Origin of the sequence: Mycobacterium sp. ITM-2016-00318, assembly GCF_002968285.2 — a bacterium.
Lineage (GTDB): Bacteria > Actinomycetota > Actinomycetes > Mycobacteriales > Mycobacteriaceae > Mycobacterium.
On the sequence record NZ_CP134400.1, the window covers coordinates 1,531,979 to 1,553,508 of the forward strand.

The window sequence follows — 21,530 nt, forward strand, 5'->3', positions numbered from 1 at the left end:
GTGTGTGGGAATTCTTCATGCTCGTCCTGCTCATCGGAGCGCTCGTGCTGATCGCCGGGCCCTGGCTCATGCGACGCCGAGGAATGCGCGGCGACCTGGCACAGGGCACGTTGGTGGTGACCGGCGTGAGCCCGCGTCCCGAGGAGATCGGCCGGCAGTTCGTCACGATCACCGGGGTCATCAACGGACCGACGGTCAACGAACACGTCGTCTATCAACGGCTCGAGGTCGACGTCGACGAATGGCCGACGATGGGCCAGCTCTTCCCGGTGGTCTACGCGCCGAACAATCCCGACAAGTGGGCGTTCGCTCCGGCGGGGCCGCCGCACGGCATGGAGCCGCCGCCCGCCTATCCGCAGAACTAGGCGGCCTCCTGCTCGGCGATCGCGATACCGATCCTGACTTCTAACTCGGTCACTTCGATGTCAGGTGAACCTGGTAGCGGAGGAGCGGTGGATCGGTAGCGATGGCCGGTCGGGGTGACGAATTTTGCTGTGTGTACCCCGTGTTCGGTTCCTGCGGTCACCGACCAGCCCGGTGACTCCTTGACGTAGTTGCAGTGTTCGCATTCGCCCAGCCCGTTCTCGGCACTGGTGGGTCCGTCGCGATGGCGGGGTTGGGCGTGGTCACGTTGTCGGATCGGCGCATCGCAGTACGGCGTGCGACATCTTTGGTCACGCAGATCGATGAACCTCGCCAGACCCTTCGGGAAGAACCGCGACCGTGACTCCATCGCGACCAGTTGGCTCGACCTCGGGTGGCGGTAGAGCCGCCTCAGTGTGCATCGCGACCGCTTGTCGCTGACGGCCTTGCTGACCAGCCCGCGCGCCACCGAAGCGGGGATCGGACCGTATCCGCTGACAGTTGCCGGGACATCGTCGCCGCCCAGCAGAGTCTCATCGGTGATCACCAGGTCGACAGCCACCGGATCGGCCACATCGGCCGGCTGCCCCGTGACCCGCTCGAAGACGGTGTCGGCCATGACCTGGCCTCGCGATCGGTCATCGAAGGTGGTGTCGGCGGCGCGCTTCAGTGACGCGTACACCCCCACACCTTTGGCCACCGGCAGCAGGATGGTCACATAAGCCATGCAATCGGGTGCTGGACGGATCGTCACCGTGCGCTCGGATTCGGCTTTGGCCGCTCGGTCGACCACCGACTGCGGGTCGAGCCGGTAGGCGATCGCCTTGGCGTTTGCGATGATCCGCGCATCGCCAAGGCCGTCGAGCTTGCTGACATCTGCGCACATCTCGGCGTCCAGCGCGCGCCGGTCCCCGACCGTCAGGCACGCCGACTCCTTCACGATCAGCGTCGCCCGCCATTCCGACAGCGCGCCGCACTCCAACGCCGCCAACGTGTGCGGCATCTCGAACACCAGCGCCGTGGCGAACCCTAGATGACGACCGCCGCGCGCCGGAGAGTCGCGCCGCGCCAACGCGATCTCGCTGGCAAGCCCGCGGCACTGCTTGGCGCGGGGCACACCGGCGGCGGCGTCAGCGACGCGCCGCTTATCGGCCAATACCGCCGTCAGCCGCGCCTGACCAGCGGCAGCCGCCGACTTCACCCGCTCCAGGCGGGCGATCTCGTCGATCAGCTCCGCCTCGCCGCCGACCCAATCGAACATACTTTCGATACTAGACCACTCCAATGACTCAAACTTTCTGGCAGGGCTGCGTTATTCACAACGCGGCCACTGTTGAGGAGGTTGAGTGGGTCATGGTCAGATCGCGACGAACGAAGATTCCTGCCGAGGAGAAAACCCGACTGGTGTTGGCGGTGCTGGCCGGGGAAATGACTGGTGCCGAGGCAGCCCGTCGGTGCGGGGTGTCGCCTACCCAGGTGACCAAGTGGAAGCATCAGTTCCTTGAGGCCGGCGCCCAACGAATGCACGAAGTACCCAGCGGCGCGCCTGGACGTGCGGGCCTTCCCGAGCAGCGGCGTTTGCGCCGGGAGAACGAGGAACTCAAACTGGCCTTGGCTGAAGCCACGGTCCAGTTGCGGATCTGGCAGCGCGGAGCTGCCTTGGCCGACCAGGTCCCTTCGCGGACCTCGAAACCCTAAGAGAAGCAGCAGGTCTGCCGGTTTCGAGGTTTGCTGTATTGGCCGGCATTCCGGAGCGGACCTATCGACGCCGGCTGGCCCGCCTGCGCGCCGGTAACCCCGACAAAGGTCCGTGGCCTGCGCCGGTGGTCGACCGAATCGAAGCGACAGCGGCCAAATATGCTCAAGAGTGGCCAGCGTGGGGCTACCGCAAGATCGCCGCGCTGATGCGCGCCGATGGTCACGAGGTAACCAACTCTTCGGTGCAACGGGCGCTGCGGCGGCGTGGTCTGCTGCTCCCTCAAGGATTCCGAGCTGACCGAAAGTCCTGGGCTGCTCTGCGCCGCCGGGTATTTCACGACCCCCCGACACAACGCAACAGGGTGTGGCAGACAGACTTCTCAGAGTTTGAAACCGCCCACGGTGGGATCTGGCGGATCAGCGCTGTCATCGACTACGTCACCAAATATTGTTTCGCGGTCACTGTCACCCCCACCAGTCGCGGCCGCGACGCGGCGCACTGCATACGGCTGGCCGTCGAGGAAGCCACCCGCGTTCTCAACCTGACCGACCTGCGACTCGACCGCGGCGAAATGGATGTCCTCGACCACGAAGACAACGTCATCGGGCGAGCGCCGGCACCCATCGCCATCGTGTCCGACAACGGCCCCTGCTACCGCGGAAAAGACTTCCACACACTGTTCACAGGCCATGATCCACTCCTGCGCCACATCCGCACACGGATCAAATCACCCAAACCAACGGCGTCATCGAGCGGTTCTTCGAGACACTCAAATACGAGCACCTGTTCCGCGGCTACATCGGCGACGGCGACGCTTTCGACATGGAAGCCCACCGCTTCCGCATCATCTACAACACCATCCGACCCCACCAAGCACTCGACGACCGCACACCCCAAGCCGCCTACCTCGCCGACCAACCCCATAAAAGCCTGCCAACTTCTTGACTCAAGACACCACACCGCCGACATCGAAACTGATGCGGTAGATCAGCCGTCAATGTGTACCGGCGGGTCGGCGAAGGCGAAATCCCACCGGGTCTGGGTGGGGCCCATCGAATCGCACTGCTTGACGGGTGTGAGGTGAGAACTGAGACCGCTGGGAACCCAGGTGGCGACACCGATGCATCGCTGCCATGTGCCGTCAGGCTGGAGAGGGCCATCGCACTTACTGATGACGGGACCTCCGTACAGGCAACCCGCGCTCGCCGGCGGCGCGACGGCGATCAGCGCTGCGGACATCAGAAGAGCGGCAGATGCCCCGACTATGCAACGCCTCATGCCTGCCTCCCGTGAGCCCCAGCCGGCAGTCAACGACGCTACCGCGCAGAGGAACGAAGGTTCACGGCTTTTCTCTATTCGTGCGCCAGCGCTTCTTGTCGGCGTCGTCGACCCGGACAACGTATTCCGTTACTACGCCGTGCGTGGCCACGTGATCGACATGACCACCGAGGGAGGGCAGGTGAGCATCGACGGTCGAGGCCGACTCGATTCTTCCGCCGACGGGCTGACTCAGGGTTCGGCGGGGTCACCGCCGAGCCGAACCAGCACCGCGTCGCGCACGGCCTGCGGCTGCGCGCCCAGCCCGGCAAGTACGTCGCCGACTTCCGGCGAATCGTCGGTCAGCAGCCCGAGCACGAGGTGCTCGGTGCCGATGTACGTGTGATCAAGGCCAAGCGACTCACGCAGCGAGTGCTCCATCGCCTTCTTGGTCTCCTCGGCGAACGGGATGTGGCCTTCCGTGTCGGCGACTCCTGGACGGCGAAGCTCATGATCGTCAACGTCGTCGGTGCCGTACTTTGCGACGGCCGCACGTCGGATACCTTCTGGCTCGACACCGAGCGAAGCGAGCACCGGACCCGCCGTTCCGTTCTCGGCCATCAGAACCCCGAGAAGCAGGTGCAGAGGACCGATCTGCTTCTGCGCGAGTGCGCGTGCTTCCTGCTGCGAGATGACGACGGCGCGTCGCCCCATGTCGGTGAACCGCTCGAACACGTTCGGCTCTCAGCCGTGCGCGATCCGCAACAGATCGGCGACGCTCGTCAGCTTCACCCGCGGCCTGCCGCCGGTTCCGCCCGAGGAGCGTTCGTGCTCGTCGATCAGCTTCCAGTGGTCATCGGTGACGACCTTCGGCTGGCGCTCGACGAACCACTCGGCGAGCGCCTCGGGATGGTTCTCAGGGAGGTCCGCCAACGTCGCGCCTGCGAGATCGGAGAGCAGGGTGTCGACGGTCTCCTGCGAGTCGCTCTTGTTGCTGCCGATCACGCCCGTCGGCCCCCGTTTGATCCAGCCCACCACGTATTCGTTGCGGCTGCCGTCGACCCGTCCGGAGTCGTGCGGGATGGTGCCGCTGCGCTCGTCGAACGGCAGCCCGGGCGTCTGCACGCCGCGGTAGCCGACCGCGCGGACCACGAGCTGGGCGGGCACCTCTTCGCGCTCGCCGGTGTCCTTCGCCGAAACCCGCCCGGTGTCATCGGCGACGAGTTCGTTGCGGCCTAACACGATCGACTCGACCTTGCCGTCGCCCTTGATCTCGATGGGCGAGGTGCGGAACCGGAACACGATGCGCCGCTTGGCGCCCTTCGGTGTGACTTCGGCGTAACCGCGCAACACCTTGATGTTGTTGCGGACGGTCTTGCTGGCCGCCTCCAGGTCCTCGTCGGTGATGTCGGCGAAATCGGCGGGGTCGACGATCACGTCCACGTCACCGAGGCCCTCCAGATGACCGAGCTCCCGCAGCTCCAGCGTCGTGAACGGGGCCTGCAGCGGCCCGCGCCTACCGATGATGAGCACCTCCTCGACACCGCGGTCGTGCAGCACCTGCAGCGCGTGGTCGGCGATGTCGGTGGTGGCCAGCACGTCGGGGTCGGTGACCAGGATGCGGGCCACATCGAGCGCGACGTTGCCGTTGCCGATCACCACGGCCCGCCCGGTGGACAGGTCGGGTGCCATCTCCTCGAAGTGCGGGTGGGCGTTGTACCAGCCGACGAAGTCGACGGCGGCCACGCTGCCGGGCAGGTCCTCGCCGGGGATGCCGAGCGCCCGGTCGGACTGCGCGCCGACGGCGTAGATGACCGCGTCATAGCGTTCGGCCAGTTCCGTGGTCTGCACATGCTCGCCGACGACGATGTTGCCGAAGAAGCGGAACCGGGGGTCGAGCGCCGTCTTCTCGAACTGGGCGCTGATCGACTTGATCTTCGGATGGTCGGGCGCGACGCCGGAGCGCACCAGGCCCCACGGCGTCGGCAGCATCTCGAGCATGTCGACCCGAACGTCGGCGTCGTCGTCGGCGTCCGCGAATTTCAGCAGAGAAGCCGCGGCGAAGTACCCCGACGGGCCTGAGCCGACGATCGCCACGTGATACGGGCGCCTTTGACGCATATATGTGTGCCTTTACTGTCGCTGCCCGGCGACATGCAAAGGGGCTGTCGCGTCTGCCGCCAAGCTGTTGTTCCCCCACGTGACTCTAGAACGAGGAACCGCCCTGCTGCCGCTGGTCAGCAAGAACTGCCTCGCCGGTACCCTGATTTCTCGTGGATCCTGACCGTCAAGCCGATATCGCCGCCCTCGACTCCACCCTGACGACGGTGGAGCGGGTGCTCGATGTCGACGCGCTGCGGAGCCGCATCGAGAAGCTCGAGACCGAGGCGTCCGACCCGAACCTCTGGGACGACCAGACTCGCGCCCAGAAGGTAACCAGTGAGCTCTCTCACACCCAGGGGGAGTTGCGGCGTGTCGAGGAACTGCGCCAGCGTCTGGACGACCTACCGGTGATCTACGAGCTCGCCGCCGAGGACGGCTCGAGCGACGAGCTGGCCGATGCCGATGCCGAGCTCAAGCAGCTGCGCGAGGACATCGAGGCGATGGAAGTCCGGACGCTGCTCTCGGGTGAGTACGACGAGCGCGAGGCGCTGGTCAACATTCGCTCGGGCGCGGGCGGCGTGGACGCCGCGGACTGGGCCGAGATGCTGATGCGGATGTACATCCGATGGGCGGAGCAGCACAAGTACCCGGTCGAGGTGTACGACACGTCCTACGCGGAGGAGGCGGGCATCAAGAGCGCGACGTTCGCCGTGCACGCCCCGTTCGCCTACGGCACGCTTTCGGTGGAGCAGGGCACGCACCGGCTGGTCCGCATCAGCCCGTTCGACAACCAGGGGCGTCGGCAGACCTCGTTCGCCGAGGTCGAGGTCCTTCCGGTGACCGAGACCACCGACCACATCGACATCCCCGACAGCGACGTGCGCGTCGACGTGTACCGATCCAGCGGTCCCGGTGGGCAGTCCGTGAACACCACCGACTCCGCTGTTCGACTCACCCACGTCCCGACCGGTATCGTGGTCACCTGCCAGAACGAAAAATCGCAATTGCAGAACAAGGTCTCGGCGATGCGCGTTCTTCAAGCAAAGCTGTTGGAACGCAAGCGTTTAGAAGAACGTGCTGAGATGGATGCGTTGAAGGGTGACGGCGGCAGTTCGTGGGGTAACCAGATGCGGTCCTACGTCCTGCACCCGTACCAGATGGTGAAGGACCTGCGCACCGAGTACGAGGTCGGCAACCCCGCAGCGGTACTGGACGGAGATATCGACGGATTCCTCGAGGCGGGAATCCGTTGGCGCAACACATAAGATGACGAATAACAACCTACTTGCACTGAACTTCGCCGAGAGCTGGCAAGGCTTTTGGGATGGCAACCTCGGCGTTTGGATGCTGGATCGCGGCGTTCGGATCGCGCTGCTGTTGATCGGCGGTCTGCTGGCGGCCCGGTTCATCAACTGGTTCGCGAACAGGGTGGTCCGCCGCATCGACGCCGGATACCAGGAGAGCGACCAATTGGTCCGCTCGGAGAGCAGCAAGCACCGTCAGGCCGTAGCGTCCGTGGTCTCGTGGGTGACGGTCGCTCTGCTGTTCGTCATCGTCACCGTCGAGGTCACCGACATATTGGCGGTACCGGTCGGCTCGCTCGTCGCGCCCGCTGCCGTGCTCGGTGCGGCACTCGGTTTCGGCGCCCAGCGGCTTGTCCAGGACCTGCTGTCCGGATTCTTCATCATCACCGAAAAGCAGTACGGCTTCGGCGATCTGGTGTCGCTCACGGTTGCGGGCATCGCGGCGCCCGCAGAAGGCACTGTGGAAGACGTCACGCTGCGTGTCACCAAGCTGCGTTCAACCGAGGGTGAGATGTTCGTCATTCCGAACGGGCAGATCGTCAAGACGCTCAACCTGTCCAAGGACTGGGCCCGCGCCGTCGTCGACATCCCCGTGCCGACGTCGGCCGATCTCAACGTGGTCAACGACGTGCTCCACGACGTGGCTGAGGCGTCGACGAAGGATCCGACACTCAAGGATCTTCTGCTCGACACTCCGCAGCTGATGGGCGTGGAGAGCATCGAGTTGGACACCGTGAACCTGCGGATGGTCGCGCGCACGCTGCCGGGCAAGCAGTACGAGGTGGGACGGCGCATCCGCGTGCTGGTGGTCCGGGCGCTGCGCCGGGCCGGCATCGTGTCCTCCGACGGGAACGCGCCGTCGGTCGCCTCCATCCCGCACCCGGCCGAGGCGTCCGAGGACAACGAGACGCAGCGCGCGCCGGAGCAGAAGGCATGACCTCGTGGTTCAAGGCGAAGCTCGGCGGCCGCTTCCGCGTGTCGACGATCGTGCTCATCGTGGTGTTCCTCGCTTTGTTCTGGGTGCAGCAGACCGTCCAGCCCGAGCCCGCAGCACCTGAGCAGCCCACGCCCGCTGTCGTCCCGCCTGGTTTCGTGCCGGATCCGAACTACACCTGGGTGCCGCGCACACAGGTGCGGCGGCCGAAGGAACCGGACTACACGACCACCACGCCGACGACGACCACGACGACCACCACGACGACGCCGGGTCCTGACACGACCAGCCCGACCTCGCAGACCCCGACGACCACCGTGGTCGATCCGGACGGTCCCGGGGGCCCGCTCGGCCCGCAGACGCTGATCCAGACACCGACGGTGACGGCGCCTGCCACAGAACCACCGCTACCGGGTGTGGTGCCCGCCACGCCAGAAGCGCCGAGATAGCTGGCCGGAGGCTGCTTTGTCTCACCGCTACACTGGCGTGCCGTGATGATCACGCTCGACCACGTCAGCAAGCAGTACAAGTCTTCGGCGCGACCGGCGCTCGACAATGTCTCCGTCACGATCGACAAGGGGGAGTTCGTCTTCCTCATCGGTCCGTCCGGTTCGGGGAAGTCGACGTTCATGCGTCTATTGCTTGCCGAGGAGTCCCCGACCAATGGCGACGTGCGGGTGTCGAAGTTTCACGTCAACAAACTGCCGGGGCGGCATATCCCCAGCCTGCGGCAGGTCATCGGCTGTGTGTTCCAGGACTTCCGGCTGCTGCAGCAGAAGACCGTCTTCGAGAATGTCGCGTTCGCTCTCGAGGTCATCGGGAAGCGCCCCGACGTGATCAATCGCGTGGTGCCCGACGTGCTGGAGATGGTCGGTTTGTCGGGAAAGGCCAACCGGTTGCCCGGCGAGCTGTCCGGCGGTGAGCAGCAGCGCGTGGCGATCGCCCGTGCGTTCGTGAACCGCCCGCTCGTGCTGCTGGCGGACGAGCCGACGGGAAACCTGGACCCTGAGACCAGTAAGGACATCATGGATCTGCTCGAGCGCATCAACCGCACCGGGACCACGGTGTTGATGGCCACTCACGACCATCACATCGTCGACTCGATGCGTCAGCGGGTCGTCGAGCTCAGCCTGGGCCGCCTCGTCCGCGACGAGCAGCGCGGCATCTACGGAATGGATCGCTAGTGCGCTTCGGCTTCCTGCTCAACGAGGTCTGGACCGGTCTTCGTCGCAACGTCACCATGACGGTCGCGATGATCCTGACCACCGCGATCTCCATCGGGTTGTTCGGTGGCGGTCTGCTGGTGGTGCGCCTCGCGGACAACTCGCGCGGCATCTACCTGGACCGGGTCGAGAGCCAGGTGTTCCTGACCAACGACGTGTCGGCCAACGATCCGACGTGCGACGGCGATCCATGCAAGTCGCTACGGCAGAAGATCGAGGACAGAGATGACGTGCGGTCCGTACGGTTTCTCAACCGCGACGACGCCTACAACGACGCGATCAAGAAGTTCCCGCAGTACAAGGATGTCGCAGGCAAGGACGCGTTCCCGGCGTCGTTCGTCGTCAAGCTGGACAATCCCGAGCAGCACAAGGATTTCGACGACTCGATCGCCGGCCAACCCGGCGTCTTGAACGTGTTGAACCAGAAGGACCTGATCGACCGGTTGTTCGCGGTGCTCGACGGGCTGTCGAATGCCGCGTTCGCGGTGGCGCTCGTGCAGGCGGTCGGAGCTGTTCTATTGATAGCCAACATGGTTCAAGTGGCGGCCTACACCCGAAGAACCGAGGTGGGCATCATGCGGTTGGTCGGTGCGAGCCGCTGGTACACACAGCTGCCGTTCTTGTTGGAGGCGTGCCTGGCCGCGCTGATCGGCGTGGTCATCTCGATCATCGGACTGATCGTCGTGCGCGCGTTGTTCCTGGAGAATGCGCTCAGTCAGTTCTATGAGGCGAATCTGATTTCGCGAGTGGACTATGCCGACATCCTCTATATCTCGCCGATACTCTTGTTCGTCGGCGTTGTGATGGCGGGTGTCACCGGGTATGCCACCTTGCGACTCTACGTACGTCGCTAGCCGTGGCCAAGAAAGCCGACCCGGAGCGGTCAAGCAACAATCGAGTGGTCGCCACCAATCGCAAGGCGCGCCACAACTACTCGATCCTCGAGACGTTTGAGGCCGGCGTTGCGCTGATGGGCACCGAGGTGAAGAGTCTGCGCGACGGGCAGGCGTCGATGGCAGACGCATTCGCGACCGTCGACGACGGCGAGGTCTGGCTGCGCAATTTGCACATCCCCGAGTATCACCATGGCAGCTGGACCAATCACACGCCGCGGCGCAACCGCAAACTGCTGTTGCACCGCAGGCAGATCGACACGTTGATCGGCAAGATCCGCGACGGCAATCTGACGCTGGTTCCGCTGTCACTGTACTTCACCGACGGCAAGGTCAAGGTCGAACTCGCGCTGGCGCGCGGCAAACAGGCGCGTGATAAGCGGCAGGACATGGCGAAGCGCGACGCCGAGCGCGAGGTGGCTCGCGAAATGGGCAGGCGCGCAAAGGGTATGACCTGACCGGGATCGTCTTCGCGCTGGCTTCGGCGCTGGGTTACGGCATCAGCGATTTCGTCGGCGGCATCGCATCGCGGCGGGTGGCCGCCTTGCGCGTGGTGCTGGTGTCCTACCCCGTCGCGTTGGCGCTCCTGTTGGTGATCGCGCTGATCGTCGGGGGTGAGATCTCCCAAGATGCGGTGCTCTGGGGCGGGCTGTGCGGTGTCACACAGGCATTCGGAATCTGGTGGTTCTACGCCGCGCTGGGCGCAGGCCCGATCTCGGTGGTGTCACCGCTGACCGCGATCCTCGTCGCGGCGATTCCAGTCGGTGTCGGTCTAGCGCTGGGGGAGCGGCCCGGCGCGATCGCCGGCGTCGGTGTGGTGCTCGCGTTGGTCGCGGTGGTGCTGGTCAGTCGCGAGGCGACGGACAAGGACGTCACCCCGCACCGCTTCACGAAGAAGGTCGTCTGGTTGACAGTGGGCGCGGGCATCGCCTTCGGGATGAACTTCGTGTTGATCGCACAGGCGCCGCCCGAAGCGAATCTTTGGCCGCTGGTGTTCGCACGGTTGGCGGCCAGTTCGGTTGTGATCGTCATCGCGGCGGTGAGCGGCAGTTTTGCTGTCCCGCACGGACAACCGCTGCGGCTGGCGCTACTGGCCGCGGTGCTCGACGTCGCCGCCAACATCGCGATGCTGCTGGCACTGCATGCGTCGCTGCTGTCGCTGGCGGGTGTTCTCATGTCGTTGTATCCCGCAGCGACGGTGCTGCTCGCGATTGTGGTGCTACGTGAGCGGGTGACCCGCTGGCAATCGGTCGGCATGGTGCTCGCCGTGGCGGCGGTCGCGATGATCGCGGCCGGCTGAACCCTTCGGCTAGATACCGCTGACGCCGTTGACGAAGAAGAACGCCCCGATGACCGCAACGATCACGGCTGTCAGTCGCCTGCGGCGAACGATCACCCAATCGTGGAGCCGCAGCATCACGGCGTAAGTCGCCGCCGGTGCGACCAGGCTGCCCAGGAGCGGGATTTCAGCGAGGGCCAGCACGACGAGGTGATAGACGATCAGCGCACCGAACTGCGTCGCGGCACCTTCGCCCGACACCAGGATCGCGGCGAGCGCGACGACGTATTGAAGTGGCGTTGCCAGCGCCACGCCCGCCAAGTACGCGACCCACGGAGAGCCGCCCCGGATCGCGTCGCCAGCGCGTGCCGTCAGGCGGGAAAGTGCTGACTCCCTGGGCTGCGTCGCCGCCGCTCGGCGAGGGAAGCCCAGCGCAACCAGCGCGGCTATGAGCAGCGCGACGACGCCCACGCTGGTTTCGACGAGCGCGAGAGCGACGCCGTCTCCGGTCGCGGGCATGTCCTTCATGAGCCGCAGCGCGGGACCGCGCAGCAGAAACAGCGCACCGATGCCGACGGCCAGACCCATCGCGAGGCCGCCGAGCCAGAAGGCGAGAAGTTGCAGGACGGGTCGCGGACGCGAGATCACCAGGACGGTGACCCCTATCCGCAACGGGTCGATCATTGCGGCGAATGCCATCACCAGCACCGCGCTCCACACCACGGGGACGCTCCCGGGCGGTCTCCGGGTGTGCCGTTCGCCGATGTGATCGCAGTCTTTGTCGGGGCGCGACGCCAATCGCGGATCTGGCGGTTTCGCGGAAGGTACCGTCGGGCCGGTGAACAGCCCGTCACGCCCGTTGACCCGTCTCGACAAACCGGATGTTTTGAGCGGCCTTTTCGCCAGCTGGGATGCCATCGACGATGTCGTCGGCGACTTGCCCGATGCGCAGTGGTCACAATCCACGTCGCTGCCCGGGTGGACAGTGCATGACGTCGTCGCGCACGTGGTCGGCACAGAGTCGATGTTGCAGGGCGTCGGCACGCCGGAGGCCGACATCGACGTGTCGACGCTCAAGCATGTCCGCAACGACATCGGCGTCCTGAACGAGCGGTGGGTGCGCAGGCTGAGGGGCCTGTCCCATGCGGAACTGCTCGAGCGTTTTCGCGCGACCACGGCCGAGCGCCGTGAGGCACTGACCGCCATGGCGGAGGACCGGTGGCATGAGCTGACCGCAACACCGGCGGGGCCCGACAGCTATGGACGGTTCATGCGCGTTCGGACCTTTGACTGCTTCATGCACGAACAGGACGTCCGTGACGCGGTCGGCGAACTGGACGCTGACCTGGCGGGGCCGGCTTCGCGGTTGGCGCTCGACGAGATGGCAACGAGCATGGGCTTCGTCGTGGGCAAGCTGGGTAAAGCGCCGGACGGTTCGCGGGTGCGGCTGAAGCTGACCGGCCCGCTCGCGCGCACGATCAACGTTGCCGTCGACGGCAGGGCGAAGGTCGTCGATGACTTCGACGGCGAGCCGACGACGACGATCGCGCTCGACGGGCTGCTGTTCACCCGGCTGGCGGGCGGCCGGGTGGCCGTCGACCACGGCGCGATCGCGTACGGCGGCGACGAGGCCGTGGGTAGGCGGATCGTCGAGCACCTCAACTTTGTGATCTAGCTGGGATTAGTTGAACCCTGGCCATTGTTGGACCGCACGGTAAACTGGATTGTCCTGCCGAAAGTCGGCAGGTGTGCGAGGGGCTGAACGGTTTCGACTTCGCGCATCGAATCAAGGGAAGCGTGCCGGTGCAGGCAAGAGACCACCGTAAGCGTCGTTGCAACCAATTAAGCGCCGATTCCAATCAGCGCGACTACGCACTCGCTGCCTAAGCGACTGCGTGTCTGTCAGACCGGGAGCGCCCTCGGCCCGGACCCTGGCATCAGCTAGAGGGACAAACCCATACGTCCGGTCGCGGGATGTATGGGGACACCAAACAGCGACTGGGATCGTCATCCTGACTTGTTCGCGTGATCAGGAGATCCGAGTAGAGGCCTAGCGGGCTGCGCACGGAGAAGCCTCGAGGAAGTGCCGTAGGACCCGGGTTCGATTCCCGGCAGCTCCACTCAAGAAGAAGGTCAGAGCATATTTAAGCTCTGACCTTCTTCCTTTTCGGGCACATTTTGGGCACACCTTGATACCAGGTCGTCCATTTTGTCGGCCACCTACTCAAGGTCGTCAGGGAACAGGTCGCCGTACTGATCGAGTGTCATGGTCGCCGACTTGTGGCCCAACTGCGCCTGCACCGTCTTGACGTTGGCACTGCTGGCGATCATCAACGACGCCGCCGTGAGGCGCGCGATAGTGCACCACGGCCGGCAGGGCGTGAGCGGCTTACTGCGGGTGGGTCGCCAGGTAGTCCGCGACGGGGATCGGTGAGGTTGCGGAGTAACCGACGGGCAGGACCACATCGCCGGCAGTGGTGTTGTAGTAGACGTCCCACCGGTGGTAGCCCGCGAGAGCAGTGGGATCGGCTGCGAGCACCGCTGCGTAATCGTTGACCGCCTGCACGTATTGGTTCGAGTTGTTGTACCGGTACAGGGCGTAGTCGCGGTTGTCGGCGAAGCCGTTGACGGCGAGGTAGCGGCCGGCGGCCATGATGCTGTCGTGGGGCGAGAGGATGTCGCCACCGTCGCCGTAGGCGGCGAACGTCGAGGGCAAGAACTGCATGGGGCCTTGCGCGCCCGCGCTGCTCAGGCCGGCGACGCGGGCAAAGCCGGTCTCGATCAGGTTGATCGCCGCCAGATAGGTCCAGCTGACACCGGACGCCGATTCCGCCTCGCGGTAGTAACCCAGCAGTTCGTCGGCCGGCGGCGGCGGGTCGATGCGCCACGCAGGCAGCGTGGTTTGGGCGTAGCCGTTGCTCATCGCGGTGAGCTGGCGACGTGCGTCGACATTGTGGTCATAGATTTTGAGCAGCGGCGGGGGATTCGCGGGCGGGCGATCGGGTCCCATTCGGGGTGTCGGCCGAGGGCGCGGTAGGCCGCTTGCTGACGGCGTGCCGCCGCCACTAACACGCCCTCCGACGACGACGGGTCGCGCAACGCCTGCTGGTCGGCGACGAGGTCGTCGGCCAGATGCGTGGGGTCTGATGCCAGCCGCCACTGCGCGGGGTCGGACGCCGGCCGCGGCTTGGCGGGGTTGGTCGTCAGCCTCTGCTGTCGGAGCGGGAGCGCGGTCGCAGTGGTAGCCGACGGCGTGGTTGACGGCCTATTCGATTCTGAGCAGCCGACGAGTGCGAGCAGGACCATCGTGACGACGACAACTGGCGTCATGCACCGAACCGTACGAACGCCCGCGACAGCCAACCGCAACACGGTGCCGAGGACACGGTGGTGAGTCAAGGTGTTCACTTTCCGGCCAACTGGTGAATTGCCTAGGTCGAATTTACTAGGCCGCAGCTAGTTCTCGTATGGATCGTGTGACATCAACGCCCTGTAGATGTGCTGGTTTCGCGTGGACCATGCCGTAGATCGCGAGCTCAGCCACCACGCCGCCACGCCCTCCGCCTTGCTGGAACGTTGCAGTGGCGGTGGGCCCGCGAGGTTGGCACGGTGGTAATCGGGACGGCCCTAAGTTCCCAGGCCTCGCTTTCTGGGTGGATCGCCAAAATGGAGGGCGCGTTGTCCGCCGGGTCGTGCCGCGAACTTGAGGGAGAACAAGCCGGATTGAGGAAGTACCGGCAACCGACCTCTCAGCGGGCGCTAGGGCCTATCGTCTACGGCCCCTGTCGACCCCCCGACCCCCGGAACCGGGTTGGGAACCCGCTTCCCACAGTCCTGACAGGTACCCCAGTTTGACGTAACAGGATCGATCTCGCCGTCCGGGATTGCCCCCGATTCGCTGACGCTGACGCGTGAATGGGCGCAGTTCTCGGGATCGCTCTCGTATTGAATGGATTCGTCATGAGTGTCATCGGCCATAGCTCCCAGTATGAATTGCGCCGACGGACGCTGTAGGTACAAGTCGTAGTAGTCGTCATTGGATAGACCGCCGCCGACGATGCGATTGTCGGCGACGACCGCGAGTCGGGTTCGGTCCCGCACAAAATTCATCATTCGACCGTCATCACGATGCATCTGCTGCAGTCCGGCGGCCCGGTACGGGATGTTCAACGCAGCCAGGGGATCGTCGGGCAGCACGTAATACTGAACGTCACGGTCGGTCGTCTATCGCACGCCGACCCTGCTATCCGTCGGGGACACAGGTCTTTTCGTCTCACCGTGTGTTCGCAGTGCATGCGGCATGCTTCAGGAGACCGTTTTTGCATACCGCGATATGTGAACACAGCGCCGGCGTCGACTACCGCCTCGACCGTGATCGGGAACGCGCGCATGTCGACCGTCGGCCAGACCCATGGAGCAGCAGACCGAGGCGCCCAGATTAGGCGCCCAGCGTGCGCTGAATCTCGGGCTTCATCGCCTGCAGCTGCTGACCCCAGTAGCCCCAGCTGTGCGTGCCGGTAGGCGGGAAGTTGAACACGGCGTTGTTGCCGCCCTGGGCGATGTACGCGTCCCTCCAGGCCTGGTTGGCGCGCAGCGCGAAGTTGCCTTCAAGGAAGGTTGCCGGAAGGCTGGCCCCGCCCAACTCGCCCGGTACGCCGCTGCCGCTGTAGAGCCAGATGCGCGTGTTGTTGCCGATCAGCTTTGGAATCTGCACCGTCGGGTCGTTGCGCAGCCATGCCGGGCTGCCCGGTGGTCCCCACATGTCCTCGGGGCGGTAGCCGCCAGCGTCGCCCATCGCCAGGCCGATCCAAAACGGCCACTCACCGGCGGACGGGTTCAGGAAAGCCGACAGCGAGCCGGCATAGACGAATTGGTTGGGATGGTAGGCCGCCAGGATCAGCGCAGCGTTCCCGGCCATCGACAGCCCGACCACGGCGTTGCCGGTCGTTGAGATCCCCCTGTTGTTGGCCAGCCATTGGGGCAGCTCCTGGGTCAAAAAGGTCTCCCACATATAGGTCTGGCAGCCAGCCGCACCGCATGCAGGGCGTTCCCAGTTGCTATAGAAGCTCGACTGTCCGCCGACCGGCATCACGACCGACAGGCCGGATTGGTAAAACCACTCGAACGCCTGGGTCTCGATGTCCCACCCATTGGCGTCCTCGCGAGCGCGCAGCCCGTCGAGCAGGTAGACCGCGTGCGGCCCGCCGCCCTGGAACTGGACTTTGATGTCCCGACCCATTGACGGTGACGGGACCATCAAAGTTTCGACCGGCAGACCGGGCCGGGACCACGCCTCGGCGGTGGCCGAACCGCCGGCGAGTCCGACAAGTCCCGGCAGCACCAAAGCCACGATCGCTGCGACCAACACCCGTCGCATCTGGGCACACATCATGGGGACGAATGTGACCACCGCAACCAACCCCCATCACTCCTCGCAGAATCATGTGCGGTCGATACCGTCGTATCTACTCCACTTCCAGTAATGAAGCAAGGTTGACTTGAGAACCGCCATGGTGGCTGCTCCGCAGCTGCAGCCGGTCGAGACCACCGATTCCCGGCAGCTCCACCGATAGGGCCGCTGATCAGCGGCCCTATTCATTGCACGTCATTGCACGCCGGCCCACATCGACACCTTCGTCAACATCTGCGGTGAGTCCCTCCACCTGCGTCGTCGGTCGATGGCTTCCGGTGAATCGCCGACGGTTGCGGGCGTGTCCAGTAATACTTCGGTTTAGGAGGTCGGGCGGGAAGGCGCGGTCGAATGGGGATGAGCAACGCAGACGCACGGATTGTCGGGCACCCCGAAAGCGGCGACGGACTTGCTTTGCGCATTGGCGTCCCTGTCGTGCTGATCGGGCTGGCCGGCGTCGGCTGGTGGTGGTCTGCGCAGGTGGCCGCGGAGATGACTGGCGGTGCGATGGAACCGATGGCCGGGGAGAGAACCGACGGCGGAATGGGTCCCATGGCCGGCCCGATGTCGCTGGGCGCCTTCGCAGTGGCCTGGGTGGCGATGATGGCGGCGATGATGCTTCCGGCCATCCTGCCGGTGGTGATGCTGTACGCCCGGGCGGCGGCCCGCGGCACCGTCGCGCCGGTGCCCTTCTTCGTCGCCGGCTACCTCGCGCTTTGGACCGTGCTCGCAGTGCCTGCTTATCTCGTTTGGCGCGCGCTGGCGATGCCGTTGGCCGACGGACGTGCATGGGCCGGTCAGGTCGCGGGCGCCACGCTGCTTGTGGCGGCGCTGTGGCAAGTCAGCCCGCTGAAGTCAGTATGTCTCCGGCACTGTCGTTCACCGCTCGGATTCTTCATGCGCTACGGCGAGCGCCTCCGTCGCCCAATCGGCGCGCTTGGCATGGGAGTCCGCCACGGGGCGTTTTGTATCGGTTGCTGCTGGGCGCTGTTTGCCGTCCTCCTCGCCACCGCCGGCATGAGCCTGCTGTGGCTGGTCGCCTTCACCGCGTTGATCCTCCTTGAGAAGAACTTCCGCTACGGCGAACGCGTCGCGCTCGCAGCCGCCCCCGCCTTGGCCGCTCTCGGTATCGCGCTACTGATCTCACCGTCATTAATCACCACCATCGCCTAGGAGGGCACATGTCAGTCACCGAAACAACCACCACGTGGCGACTCAAGGGCACGGGGTATGAGTTCTGCAACTGCCAGCCGGGCTGCACCTGCAACTTCAATGGTTTTCCGACCTCGCCGGACGGCAGTTGCAAGGCCGCGGTGGCCAACCGGATCACCGAAGGCAACTGCGGCGACGTCGATCTGTCCGGCGTGACCGCGCTGATGATCATCGACTGGCCGAAGGCGATTCATGACGGCAACGGAAAGGCCGTCTTCGTTGTCCCACCAGAGGTCAGCGACCAACAACTCGACGCGCTGGCCCAGATCTACACCGGACAACTCGGCGGGATGCCGTGGGCAATCCTCGGGACCACCTACGAGGTCGCCGGCGTAGTGCGCGCCGATGTGGATCTCGACGACGACGGCATCAACAGCGGGTTCCGTGTCCCGGGTGTGGGCGAGGCGAAGGGCACCACGCTCAAGAACCCCGTTACCGGCGAGGATCACCGCGTCGCAATCGTGCTCGACCAAGGCTTCATCTGGAAACGCGGCGACTGCGGCCAAGGCAGCTTCGACGTCGAGGCGGAGGGCATCCACCTGTCGTTCAAGGACAGCAACTGGATTCTCTACGACTTCGACTGGACCAACGACGAATGAGCGAAGGCCGCCAGCAAGACCTGCGAGACGGATTTCGCCACGTGTTCACTGTGCGTGATGGCAAGCTCACGAGCTGGCGCGACTTCGTCGATACCGATGCCCTGGCCCGGCATACATGAACTGACTCGGGACATTCCGCCGTTACGCATCGCTGGCGGGAAGGGTGAGCGATGAACATGGCCGCCGGTCGCGATCTATGCATACGTCCGAGTCGACCAACTGCGAGCGAGCCTGCCCAGCAGCTGTACTCCGTTAAGTTTTGGTGGGCACGCAGCCGGCGGCCTTTATCTGCTTGTACAGATCGATGTAGTAGGGCAGGCACCCGTGCATCGCCTGCTCTGTTGTATACAGCGGCTCGTAACCAATCTCACGTCGGGCCTTTTCAACTGAAAAGTAGTTGTCGAGGTAGAGCCGTTCTACAGCCAGCGGCTCCATCGGTGGCTGCGGCCAGCCAAACCGAGAATGCAGCAGCTGCCATACGATCATGGCGGCGTGTACCAGCCGGCCGGAGACCCGCAAGCGGGGCCAACGTTCGCCGCACGCCTCGATAACCGGCCGGGCGAATTCGAACATGTTCACCGGATCGTCGTCGTTGATGAAGTACGGCTGGCCAGGCGCCGTGCCGCCCTCGATAAGATGTTCTGCGGCCAGGATGTAGCCGTGCACGAGGTTGTCGATGTAGGAGTTGTCCAACTTGGCGTGGCGGCTGCCGATGAGCGTCTTGACTTTACCGGCGGCCACTTGCTCGAAGATCTTGCGGAACATCGTCGTGTCGCCGCGACCCCAGATGCCGCTGGGCCGGATCGCACACGTCAGCATGCCGCCCACCCCGTTCTGAGATAGCACGAACTTCTCGGCTGCGACCTTCGTCTCGGTGTACACATCCGCGAATCTGGTCGTATAGGGCAGACTTTCGTCTCCCCCGGAGATCTTCTTGCCACAAAGGACAACGCTGTTGCTCGAGGTATACACGAAGCGTTTCACGCCAGCCTTCCGGGCTGCATGCGTGAGGTTCTTGGTACCGCCGACATTGACCGCCCAGCTCTGCTGGCGGTACTCCTCGCTGACCGGACCGCTCGGTTCGATGAGCGCGGCCGTGTGGAAGATCGTGTCAATCCCAGTGACGGCGGCCGCCACGGTGTCGGAGTCGCAGATGTCGCCCTCGATCGACTGCAGTTGCTGATGCTCCCGCAGCGGTGATCCTAGGCGGTCAAACGAGCGCACCGAGCACCCGCGGTTCAGGAGCTTCGAAACCAGGCTGGCGCCGACGAAGCCAGAGCCGCCGGTAACCATCACACGCTCGAGCTCGGCCGTCAACGATTCGCCCATGGCCGCGAGGATAACCCAAACCTGTTGGAGCCGTGAATGATAACTGGGCTATGGCATCAACCCCGAGTACGCGTTGTTACTGCGTCACCAGGAGCCACGACCATGGCCGGTGTGTGCACGGTGCCGTGATGGGCGGAGGCTTACTCGACCTCACGCTGCTCTGATACTCCCAAACTTCCCCGTGGCGGCTGATGGGTCCGCCGTATCCGCGCGTGAGCCGAGGAACGGTTGATGGGGGGTTTCTGCTCGGGCGATGTGGGTGTAGCGTTTCTCGGCGGTGCGCGACGTTCGGGTCGTCGCTCTGTTCGTCGCAGGGTGGGAACGTGATGTCTTCGTTAGAGGCCAAAGGATGAATCGCTGGTCCATCGTCGTCGGAGCGGTGATGTTGGCTGTCGGCGCGATAGGCACGGCTGTCTGGCTATTGCTCAAGCGGGGGCGGCCGGTGGTGGGTGCGGCCACACCGAGTGGGCAAGCAGTGGTGATCGCGGCCACGCCCCCACCTCCCGGGATCTGACCCTCCGACGGCAACACACGTCGAAGAAGTGAGTCAGAATCAGCTCAAACGCTGCCGGCGTCCGTTGAATCTTCGTCGACGTAGGTCACTTTCCACTCCGTCGTCGCGTTGTTTCCGGCGAACATAATTGCCGACACATTCCCGCCGTGGGTTGAGGGGAAGGCTGCGCGGTAGGGCTCTAGGTCGTCGAGCGAGTCCTGCATTCCCGCGCGAACAGCGGCGTCGACCTTGTCGACGTCGGGGGTTTCAACCGAATTAATCGGCAATCGTCCTTCGGCGTGGCCGACTGATCATTCCGCGCGGCGGGGACTCAAGACTGGACGCATTCTAAAGGCCGCTGTTGTATCGGCAGGCAACCCAACACCGTAGCCCGCTAGGGTTCCTGCCCGTTCAGCGCCTGCTGCTCAAGTGGACCAGCCAAGGTGCCCCGTTTTGCCCTAAAGGACCCCAACGGTTTCGGCGATCGCATCATCGAGACCGCCCGATCCATAACCGAGCGCGCTGCGGTAGGGCGCCGGGTCGAAGTAGAACCCGCGCGTCAGCGCGGACGCGAATTCCGGCAAGTAGAGTCCGCCTTCGAGGCGCTGCAGCGCATGCCACCAGTGCAACGGGGTCAGCCCCGCGCGCACCAGCACGTCCGGCACCGTGTGGGCTCGGCGAGGCTTGCCGAGTATGGCGGCGAGGCGCTCCAACAATTGATTCCAGGACAGGTTTTCGTCGCCGACCAGTGCAGGGCCGTGGTAGCGACGCTCCAATCCGCCAACGATCGCCTCGGCGACGTGCTGCACAGCGACCGCGTTGGTCCCCCCGCTCGCACTCAATAGCGGCAGCGGGGACCGGGCGTAGCGCACCAGTGGCCCCCACAGCGGTTCTCGGCCGGGAATCGTGCCGAACATGTACGGAATTTCGAGCACGGTCAGCGCCACATCGTCGCCCGCTGCGGCAAGAGCGGCGTCCGCCTGCTCCCGACGCACCCGGATGTAAGGGTGGTGGCGCGCAAGTTCGAGGTCGGGCCAAATCCGGTCGAAGTACGCGAAGTAGGAACTGCAAAGCACCGCCCGGTCGGCGTCACACTCGCGAGCCAGCCGCACAACTCGCTCCGCGGGTTCGACATTCGCTTTCCGGAAGAACTCGTAGGCCGGTCGCGGCGGGACCACGCGGTCGTCCTTGCCCAACGCGAACACCACCGCGTTGCATCCGTCGAACAGCTTGCGGACCTCGTCGTCGCTGCACTTGTCGAGGTCGGCGAGCAGGACCTCGACGCTTTCGGGCAGGAGGCCCTCGGCTGGCATGTCGAGAGCGAGCACCGAGACCCGGTGGCCGCGCCGGCACAGTTCCCGGACGGCGTAATAGCCGATTAGGCCGGTGCCTCCCAGGACTAGCGCGTGCATCGGGTCAGTCGACATCCAGG

The 21,530-nt window shown here is 64.9% G+C and carries 23 protein-coding genes, 1 other RNA gene and 2 pseudogenes; 16 read left to right on the forward strand and 10 right to left on the reverse strand.

The window, feature by feature from the left end; all coding sequences use genetic code 11:
* Window positions 1–2: 2 nt before the first annotated feature.
* Window positions 3–365 (forward strand): hypothetical protein, encoded by a 363-nt coding sequence (locus C6A82_RS07495; RefSeq protein ID WP_105347999.1) that lies wholly within the window; start codon window positions 3–5, stop codon window positions 363–365.
* On the opposite strand, the gene C6A82_RS07500 is transcribed toward C6A82_RS07495, so the two are convergent.
* Window positions 362–1,624 carry a DUF222 domain-containing protein gene (locus C6A82_RS07500; RefSeq protein ID WP_105347997.1) on the reverse strand — a complete coding sequence of 421 codons (1,263 nt, stop codon included), beginning with the start codon at window positions 1,622–1,624 and terminating at the stop codon, window positions 362–364. The two genes, C6A82_RS07495 and C6A82_RS07500, sit on opposite strands and share 4 nt — an antisense overlap.
* 92 nt (window positions 1,625–1,716) lie before the next feature.
* Between C6A82_RS07500 and C6A82_RS07505 the strand changes: the two genes are divergently transcribed.
* Window positions 1,717–2,061, forward strand: a complete 345-nt coding sequence (locus tag C6A82_RS07505; RefSeq protein WP_105341193.1) for a helix-turn-helix domain-containing protein — start codon at window positions 1,717–1,719, stop codon at window positions 2,059–2,061.
* Between the two features lie 380 nt (window positions 2,062–2,441).
* Here C6A82_RS07505 and C6A82_RS26935 read toward each other — a convergent pair whose 3' ends face one another.
* Window positions 2,442–2,651: a hypothetical protein gene (locus C6A82_RS26935; protein ID WP_142405676.1), complete on the reverse strand. Its 210-nt coding sequence runs from the start codon at window positions 2,649–2,651 to the stop codon at window positions 2,442–2,444.
* 194 nt (window positions 2,652–2,845) lie between these two features.
* On the opposite strand from C6A82_RS26935, the gene C6A82_RS26940 reads away from it, so the two are divergent.
* Entirely contained in the window at window positions 2,846–3,007 is a 162-nt protein-coding gene (locus tag C6A82_RS26940; protein ID WP_396836806.1) for a hypothetical protein, read from the forward strand.
* Between the two features lie 42 nt (window positions 3,008–3,049).
* Here the strand turns inward: C6A82_RS26940 and C6A82_RS07515 are convergent, their stop codons facing one another.
* From C6A82_RS07515 to C6A82_RS07525, 3 genes are all read right to left on the reverse strand, one after another.
* The gene (locus C6A82_RS07515) at window positions 3,050–3,340 is read right to left on the reverse strand and encodes a hypothetical protein (protein WP_105344419.1); all 291 of its coding nucleotides are present in this window, start codon (window positions 3,338–3,340) and stop codon (window positions 3,050–3,052) included.
* A gap of 231 nt (window positions 3,341–3,571) precedes the next feature.
* On the reverse strand, window positions 3,572–4,054 hold the full coding sequence (locus C6A82_RS07520) for a Clp protease N-terminal domain-containing protein (protein WP_105344421.1): 483 nt from the start codon (window positions 4,052–4,054) through the stop codon (window positions 3,572–3,574).
* 9 nt (window positions 4,055–4,063) lie between these two features.
* A complete protein-coding gene (locus C6A82_RS07525; RefSeq protein WP_105344423.1) occupies window positions 4,064–5,440 on the reverse strand; it encodes an FAD-dependent oxidoreductase in 1,377 nt (458 codons plus the stop codon).
* A gap of 152 nt (window positions 5,441–5,592) precedes the next feature.
* Here C6A82_RS07525 and prfB point away from each other — a divergent pair, with 152 nt between their 5' ends.
* Genes prfB through C6A82_RS07560 form a run of 7 tightly spaced genes read left to right on the forward strand, consistent with a single transcriptional unit; the run spans window position 5,593 to window position 11,076 of the window.
* The gene (gene prfB, locus C6A82_RS07530) at window positions 5,593–6,687 is read left to right on the forward strand and encodes a peptide chain release factor 2 (protein WP_105344424.1); all 1,095 of its coding nucleotides are present in this window, start codon (window positions 5,593–5,595) and stop codon (window positions 6,685–6,687) included.
* Between the two features lies 1 nt (window position 6,688).
* The gene (locus C6A82_RS07535; RefSeq protein WP_105344426.1) at window positions 6,689–7,663 is read left to right on the forward strand and encodes a mechanosensitive ion channel family protein; all 975 of its coding nucleotides are present in this window, start codon (window positions 6,689–6,691) and stop codon (window positions 7,661–7,663) included.
* Window positions 7,660–8,109 (forward strand): hypothetical protein, encoded by a 450-nt coding sequence (locus tag C6A82_RS07540; RefSeq protein WP_105344427.1) that lies wholly within the window; start codon window positions 7,660–7,662, stop codon window positions 8,107–8,109. The genes C6A82_RS07535 and C6A82_RS07540 overlap by 4 nt, the downstream gene beginning before the upstream one ends.
* Window positions 8,110–8,154: 45 nt before the next feature.
* A complete protein-coding gene (gene ftsE, locus C6A82_RS07545) occupies window positions 8,155–8,844 on the forward strand; it encodes a cell division ATP-binding protein FtsE (RefSeq protein ID WP_105344429.1) in 690 nt (229 codons plus the stop codon).
* Window positions 8,844–9,737 carry a permease-like cell division protein FtsX gene (gene ftsX / locus C6A82_RS07550; RefSeq protein WP_105344430.1) on the forward strand — a complete coding sequence of 298 codons (894 nt, stop codon included), beginning with the start codon at window positions 8,844–8,846 and terminating at the stop codon, window positions 9,735–9,737. Before ftsE ends, ftsX begins: the two co-directional genes overlap by 1 nt.
* Window positions 9,738–9,739: 2 nt before the next feature.
* On the forward strand, window positions 9,740–10,234 hold the full coding sequence (smpB, locus tag C6A82_RS07555) for an SsrA-binding protein SmpB (RefSeq protein ID WP_105344432.1): 495 nt from the start codon (window positions 9,740–9,742) through the stop codon (window positions 10,232–10,234).
* Complete coding sequence (locus C6A82_RS07560) at window positions 10,231–11,076, forward strand: EamA family transporter (protein ID WP_105344434.1); 846 nt, start codon at window positions 10,231–10,233, stop codon at window positions 11,074–11,076. The genes smpB and C6A82_RS07560 overlap by 4 nt, the downstream gene beginning before the upstream one ends.
* Before the next feature lie 9 nt (window positions 11,077–11,085).
* On the opposite strand, the gene C6A82_RS07565 is transcribed toward C6A82_RS07560, so the two are convergent.
* Window positions 11,086–11,778 (reverse strand): GAP family protein, encoded by a 693-nt coding sequence (locus C6A82_RS07565; protein ID WP_158261622.1) that lies wholly within the window; start codon window positions 11,776–11,778, stop codon window positions 11,086–11,088.
* Between the two features lie 115 nt (window positions 11,779–11,893).
* Between C6A82_RS07565 and C6A82_RS07570 the strand changes: the two genes are divergently transcribed.
* Window positions 11,894–12,730, forward strand: coding sequence for a maleylpyruvate isomerase family mycothiol-dependent enzyme (locus C6A82_RS07570; protein ID WP_233216888.1), 837 nt, complete (start codon window positions 11,894–11,896; stop codon window positions 12,728–12,730).
* Between the two features lie 79 nt (window positions 12,731–12,809).
* Window positions 12,810–13,178, forward strand: a transfer-messenger RNA (tmRNA) gene (gene ssrA / locus C6A82_RS07575).
* A gap of 266 nt (window positions 13,179–13,444) precedes the next feature.
* Here ssrA and C6A82_RS07580 read toward each other — a convergent pair.
* Together C6A82_RS07580 and C6A82_RS07585 are read right to left on the reverse strand one after the other, a co-directional pair.
* Window positions 13,445–14,385: pseudogene (locus tag C6A82_RS07580) on the reverse strand (transglycosylase SLT domain-containing protein).
* A gap of 1,108 nt (window positions 14,386–15,493) precedes the next feature.
* Window positions 15,494–16,447 (reverse strand): esterase family protein, encoded by a 954-nt coding sequence (locus C6A82_RS07585; RefSeq protein WP_199193712.1) that lies wholly within the window; start codon window positions 16,445–16,447, stop codon window positions 15,494–15,496.
* A gap of 375 nt (window positions 16,448–16,822) precedes the next feature.
* On the opposite strand from C6A82_RS07585, the gene C6A82_RS07590 reads away from it, so the two are divergent.
* Together C6A82_RS07590 and C6A82_RS07595 are read left to right on the forward strand one after the other, a co-directional pair.
* Window positions 16,823–17,638 carry a DUF2182 domain-containing protein gene (locus C6A82_RS07590; RefSeq protein WP_311101730.1) on the forward strand — a complete coding sequence of 272 codons (816 nt, stop codon included), beginning with the start codon at window positions 16,823–16,825 and terminating at the stop codon, window positions 17,636–17,638.
* A gap of 8 nt (window positions 17,639–17,646) precedes the next feature.
* Window positions 17,647–18,276, forward strand: coding sequence for a DUF1326 domain-containing protein (locus C6A82_RS07595; protein WP_105343588.1), 630 nt, complete (start codon window positions 17,647–17,649; stop codon window positions 18,274–18,276).
* A 252-nt stretch (window positions 18,277–18,528) separates the two neighbouring features.
* On the opposite strand, the gene C6A82_RS07600 is transcribed toward C6A82_RS07595, so the two are convergent.
* On the reverse strand, window positions 18,529–19,605 hold the full coding sequence (locus tag C6A82_RS07600) for an NAD-dependent epimerase/dehydratase family protein (protein WP_105343590.1): 1,077 nt from the start codon (window positions 19,603–19,605) through the stop codon (window positions 18,529–18,531).
* 58 nt (window positions 19,606–19,663) lie between these two features.
* Between C6A82_RS07600 and C6A82_RS26945 the strand changes: the two are divergent.
* Window positions 19,664–19,763 (forward strand): annotated as a pseudogene (locus C6A82_RS26945) (hypothetical protein); the annotation flags it as partial.
* A gap of 191 nt (window positions 19,764–19,954) precedes the next feature.
* Window positions 19,955–20,119 carry a hypothetical protein gene (locus C6A82_RS07605; protein ID WP_158261615.1) on the forward strand — a complete coding sequence of 55 codons (165 nt, stop codon included), beginning with the start codon at window positions 19,955–19,957 and terminating at the stop codon, window positions 20,117–20,119.
* A 437-nt stretch (window positions 20,120–20,556) separates the two neighbouring features.
* On the opposite strand, the gene C6A82_RS07610 is transcribed toward C6A82_RS07605, so the two are convergent.
* On the reverse strand, window positions 20,557–21,525 hold the full coding sequence (locus C6A82_RS07610) for an NAD(P)-dependent oxidoreductase (RefSeq protein ID WP_158261616.1): 969 nt from the start codon (window positions 21,523–21,525) through the stop codon (window positions 20,557–20,559).
* Between the last annotated feature and the right edge of the window lie 5 nt (window positions 21,526–21,530).

What these genes read in the sequence shown, in the direction of transcription:
- C6A82_RS07500 (WP_105347997.1), bottom strand. Translation starts at nt 1,624, where the DNA reads ATGTTCGATTGGGTCGGCGGCGAGGCGGAGCTGATCGACGAGATCGCC.
- C6A82_RS07505 (WP_105341193.1), top strand. Translation starts at nt 1,717, where the DNA reads ATGGTCAGATCGCGACGAACGAAGATTCCTGCCGAGGAGAAAACCCGA.
- C6A82_RS07515 (WP_105344419.1), bottom strand. Translation starts at nt 3,340, where the DNA reads ATGAGGCGTTGCATAGTCGGGGCATCTGCCGCTCTTCTGATGTCCGCA.
- C6A82_RS07525 (WP_105344423.1), bottom strand. Translation starts at nt 5,440, where the DNA reads ATGCGTCAAAGGCGCCCGTATCACGTGGCGATCGTCGGCTCAGGCCCG.
- C6A82_RS07535 (WP_105344426.1), top strand. Translation starts at nt 6,689, where the DNA reads ATGACGAATAACAACCTACTTGCACTGAACTTCGCCGAGAGCTGGCAA.
- C6A82_RS07540 (WP_105344427.1), top strand. Translation starts at nt 7,660, where the DNA reads ATGACCTCGTGGTTCAAGGCGAAGCTCGGCGGCCGCTTCCGCGTGTCG.
- ftsE (WP_105344429.1), top strand. Translation starts at nt 8,155, where the DNA reads ATGATCACGCTCGACCACGTCAGCAAGCAGTACAAGTCTTCGGCGCGA.
- C6A82_RS07585 (WP_199193712.1), bottom strand. Translation starts at nt 16,447, where the DNA reads ATGATGTGTGCCCAGATGCGACGGGTGTTGGTCGCAGCGATCGTGGCT.
- C6A82_RS07590 (WP_311101730.1), top strand. Translation starts at nt 16,823, where the DNA reads ATGAGCAACGCAGACGCACGGATTGTCGGGCACCCCGAAAGCGGCGAC.
- C6A82_RS07595 (WP_105343588.1), top strand. Translation starts at nt 17,647, where the DNA reads ATGTCAGTCACCGAAACAACCACCACGTGGCGACTCAAGGGCACGGGG.
- C6A82_RS07600 (WP_105343590.1), bottom strand. Translation starts at nt 19,605, where the DNA reads ATGGGCGAATCGTTGACGGCCGAGCTCGAGCGTGTGATGGTTACCGGC.
- C6A82_RS07605 (WP_158261615.1), top strand. Translation starts at nt 19,955, where the DNA reads ATGAATCGCTGGTCCATCGTCGTCGGAGCGGTGATGTTGGCTGTCGGC.
- C6A82_RS07610 (WP_158261616.1), bottom strand. Translation starts at nt 21,525, where the DNA reads ATGTCGACTGACCCGATGCACGCGCTAGTCCTGGGAGGCACCGGCCTA.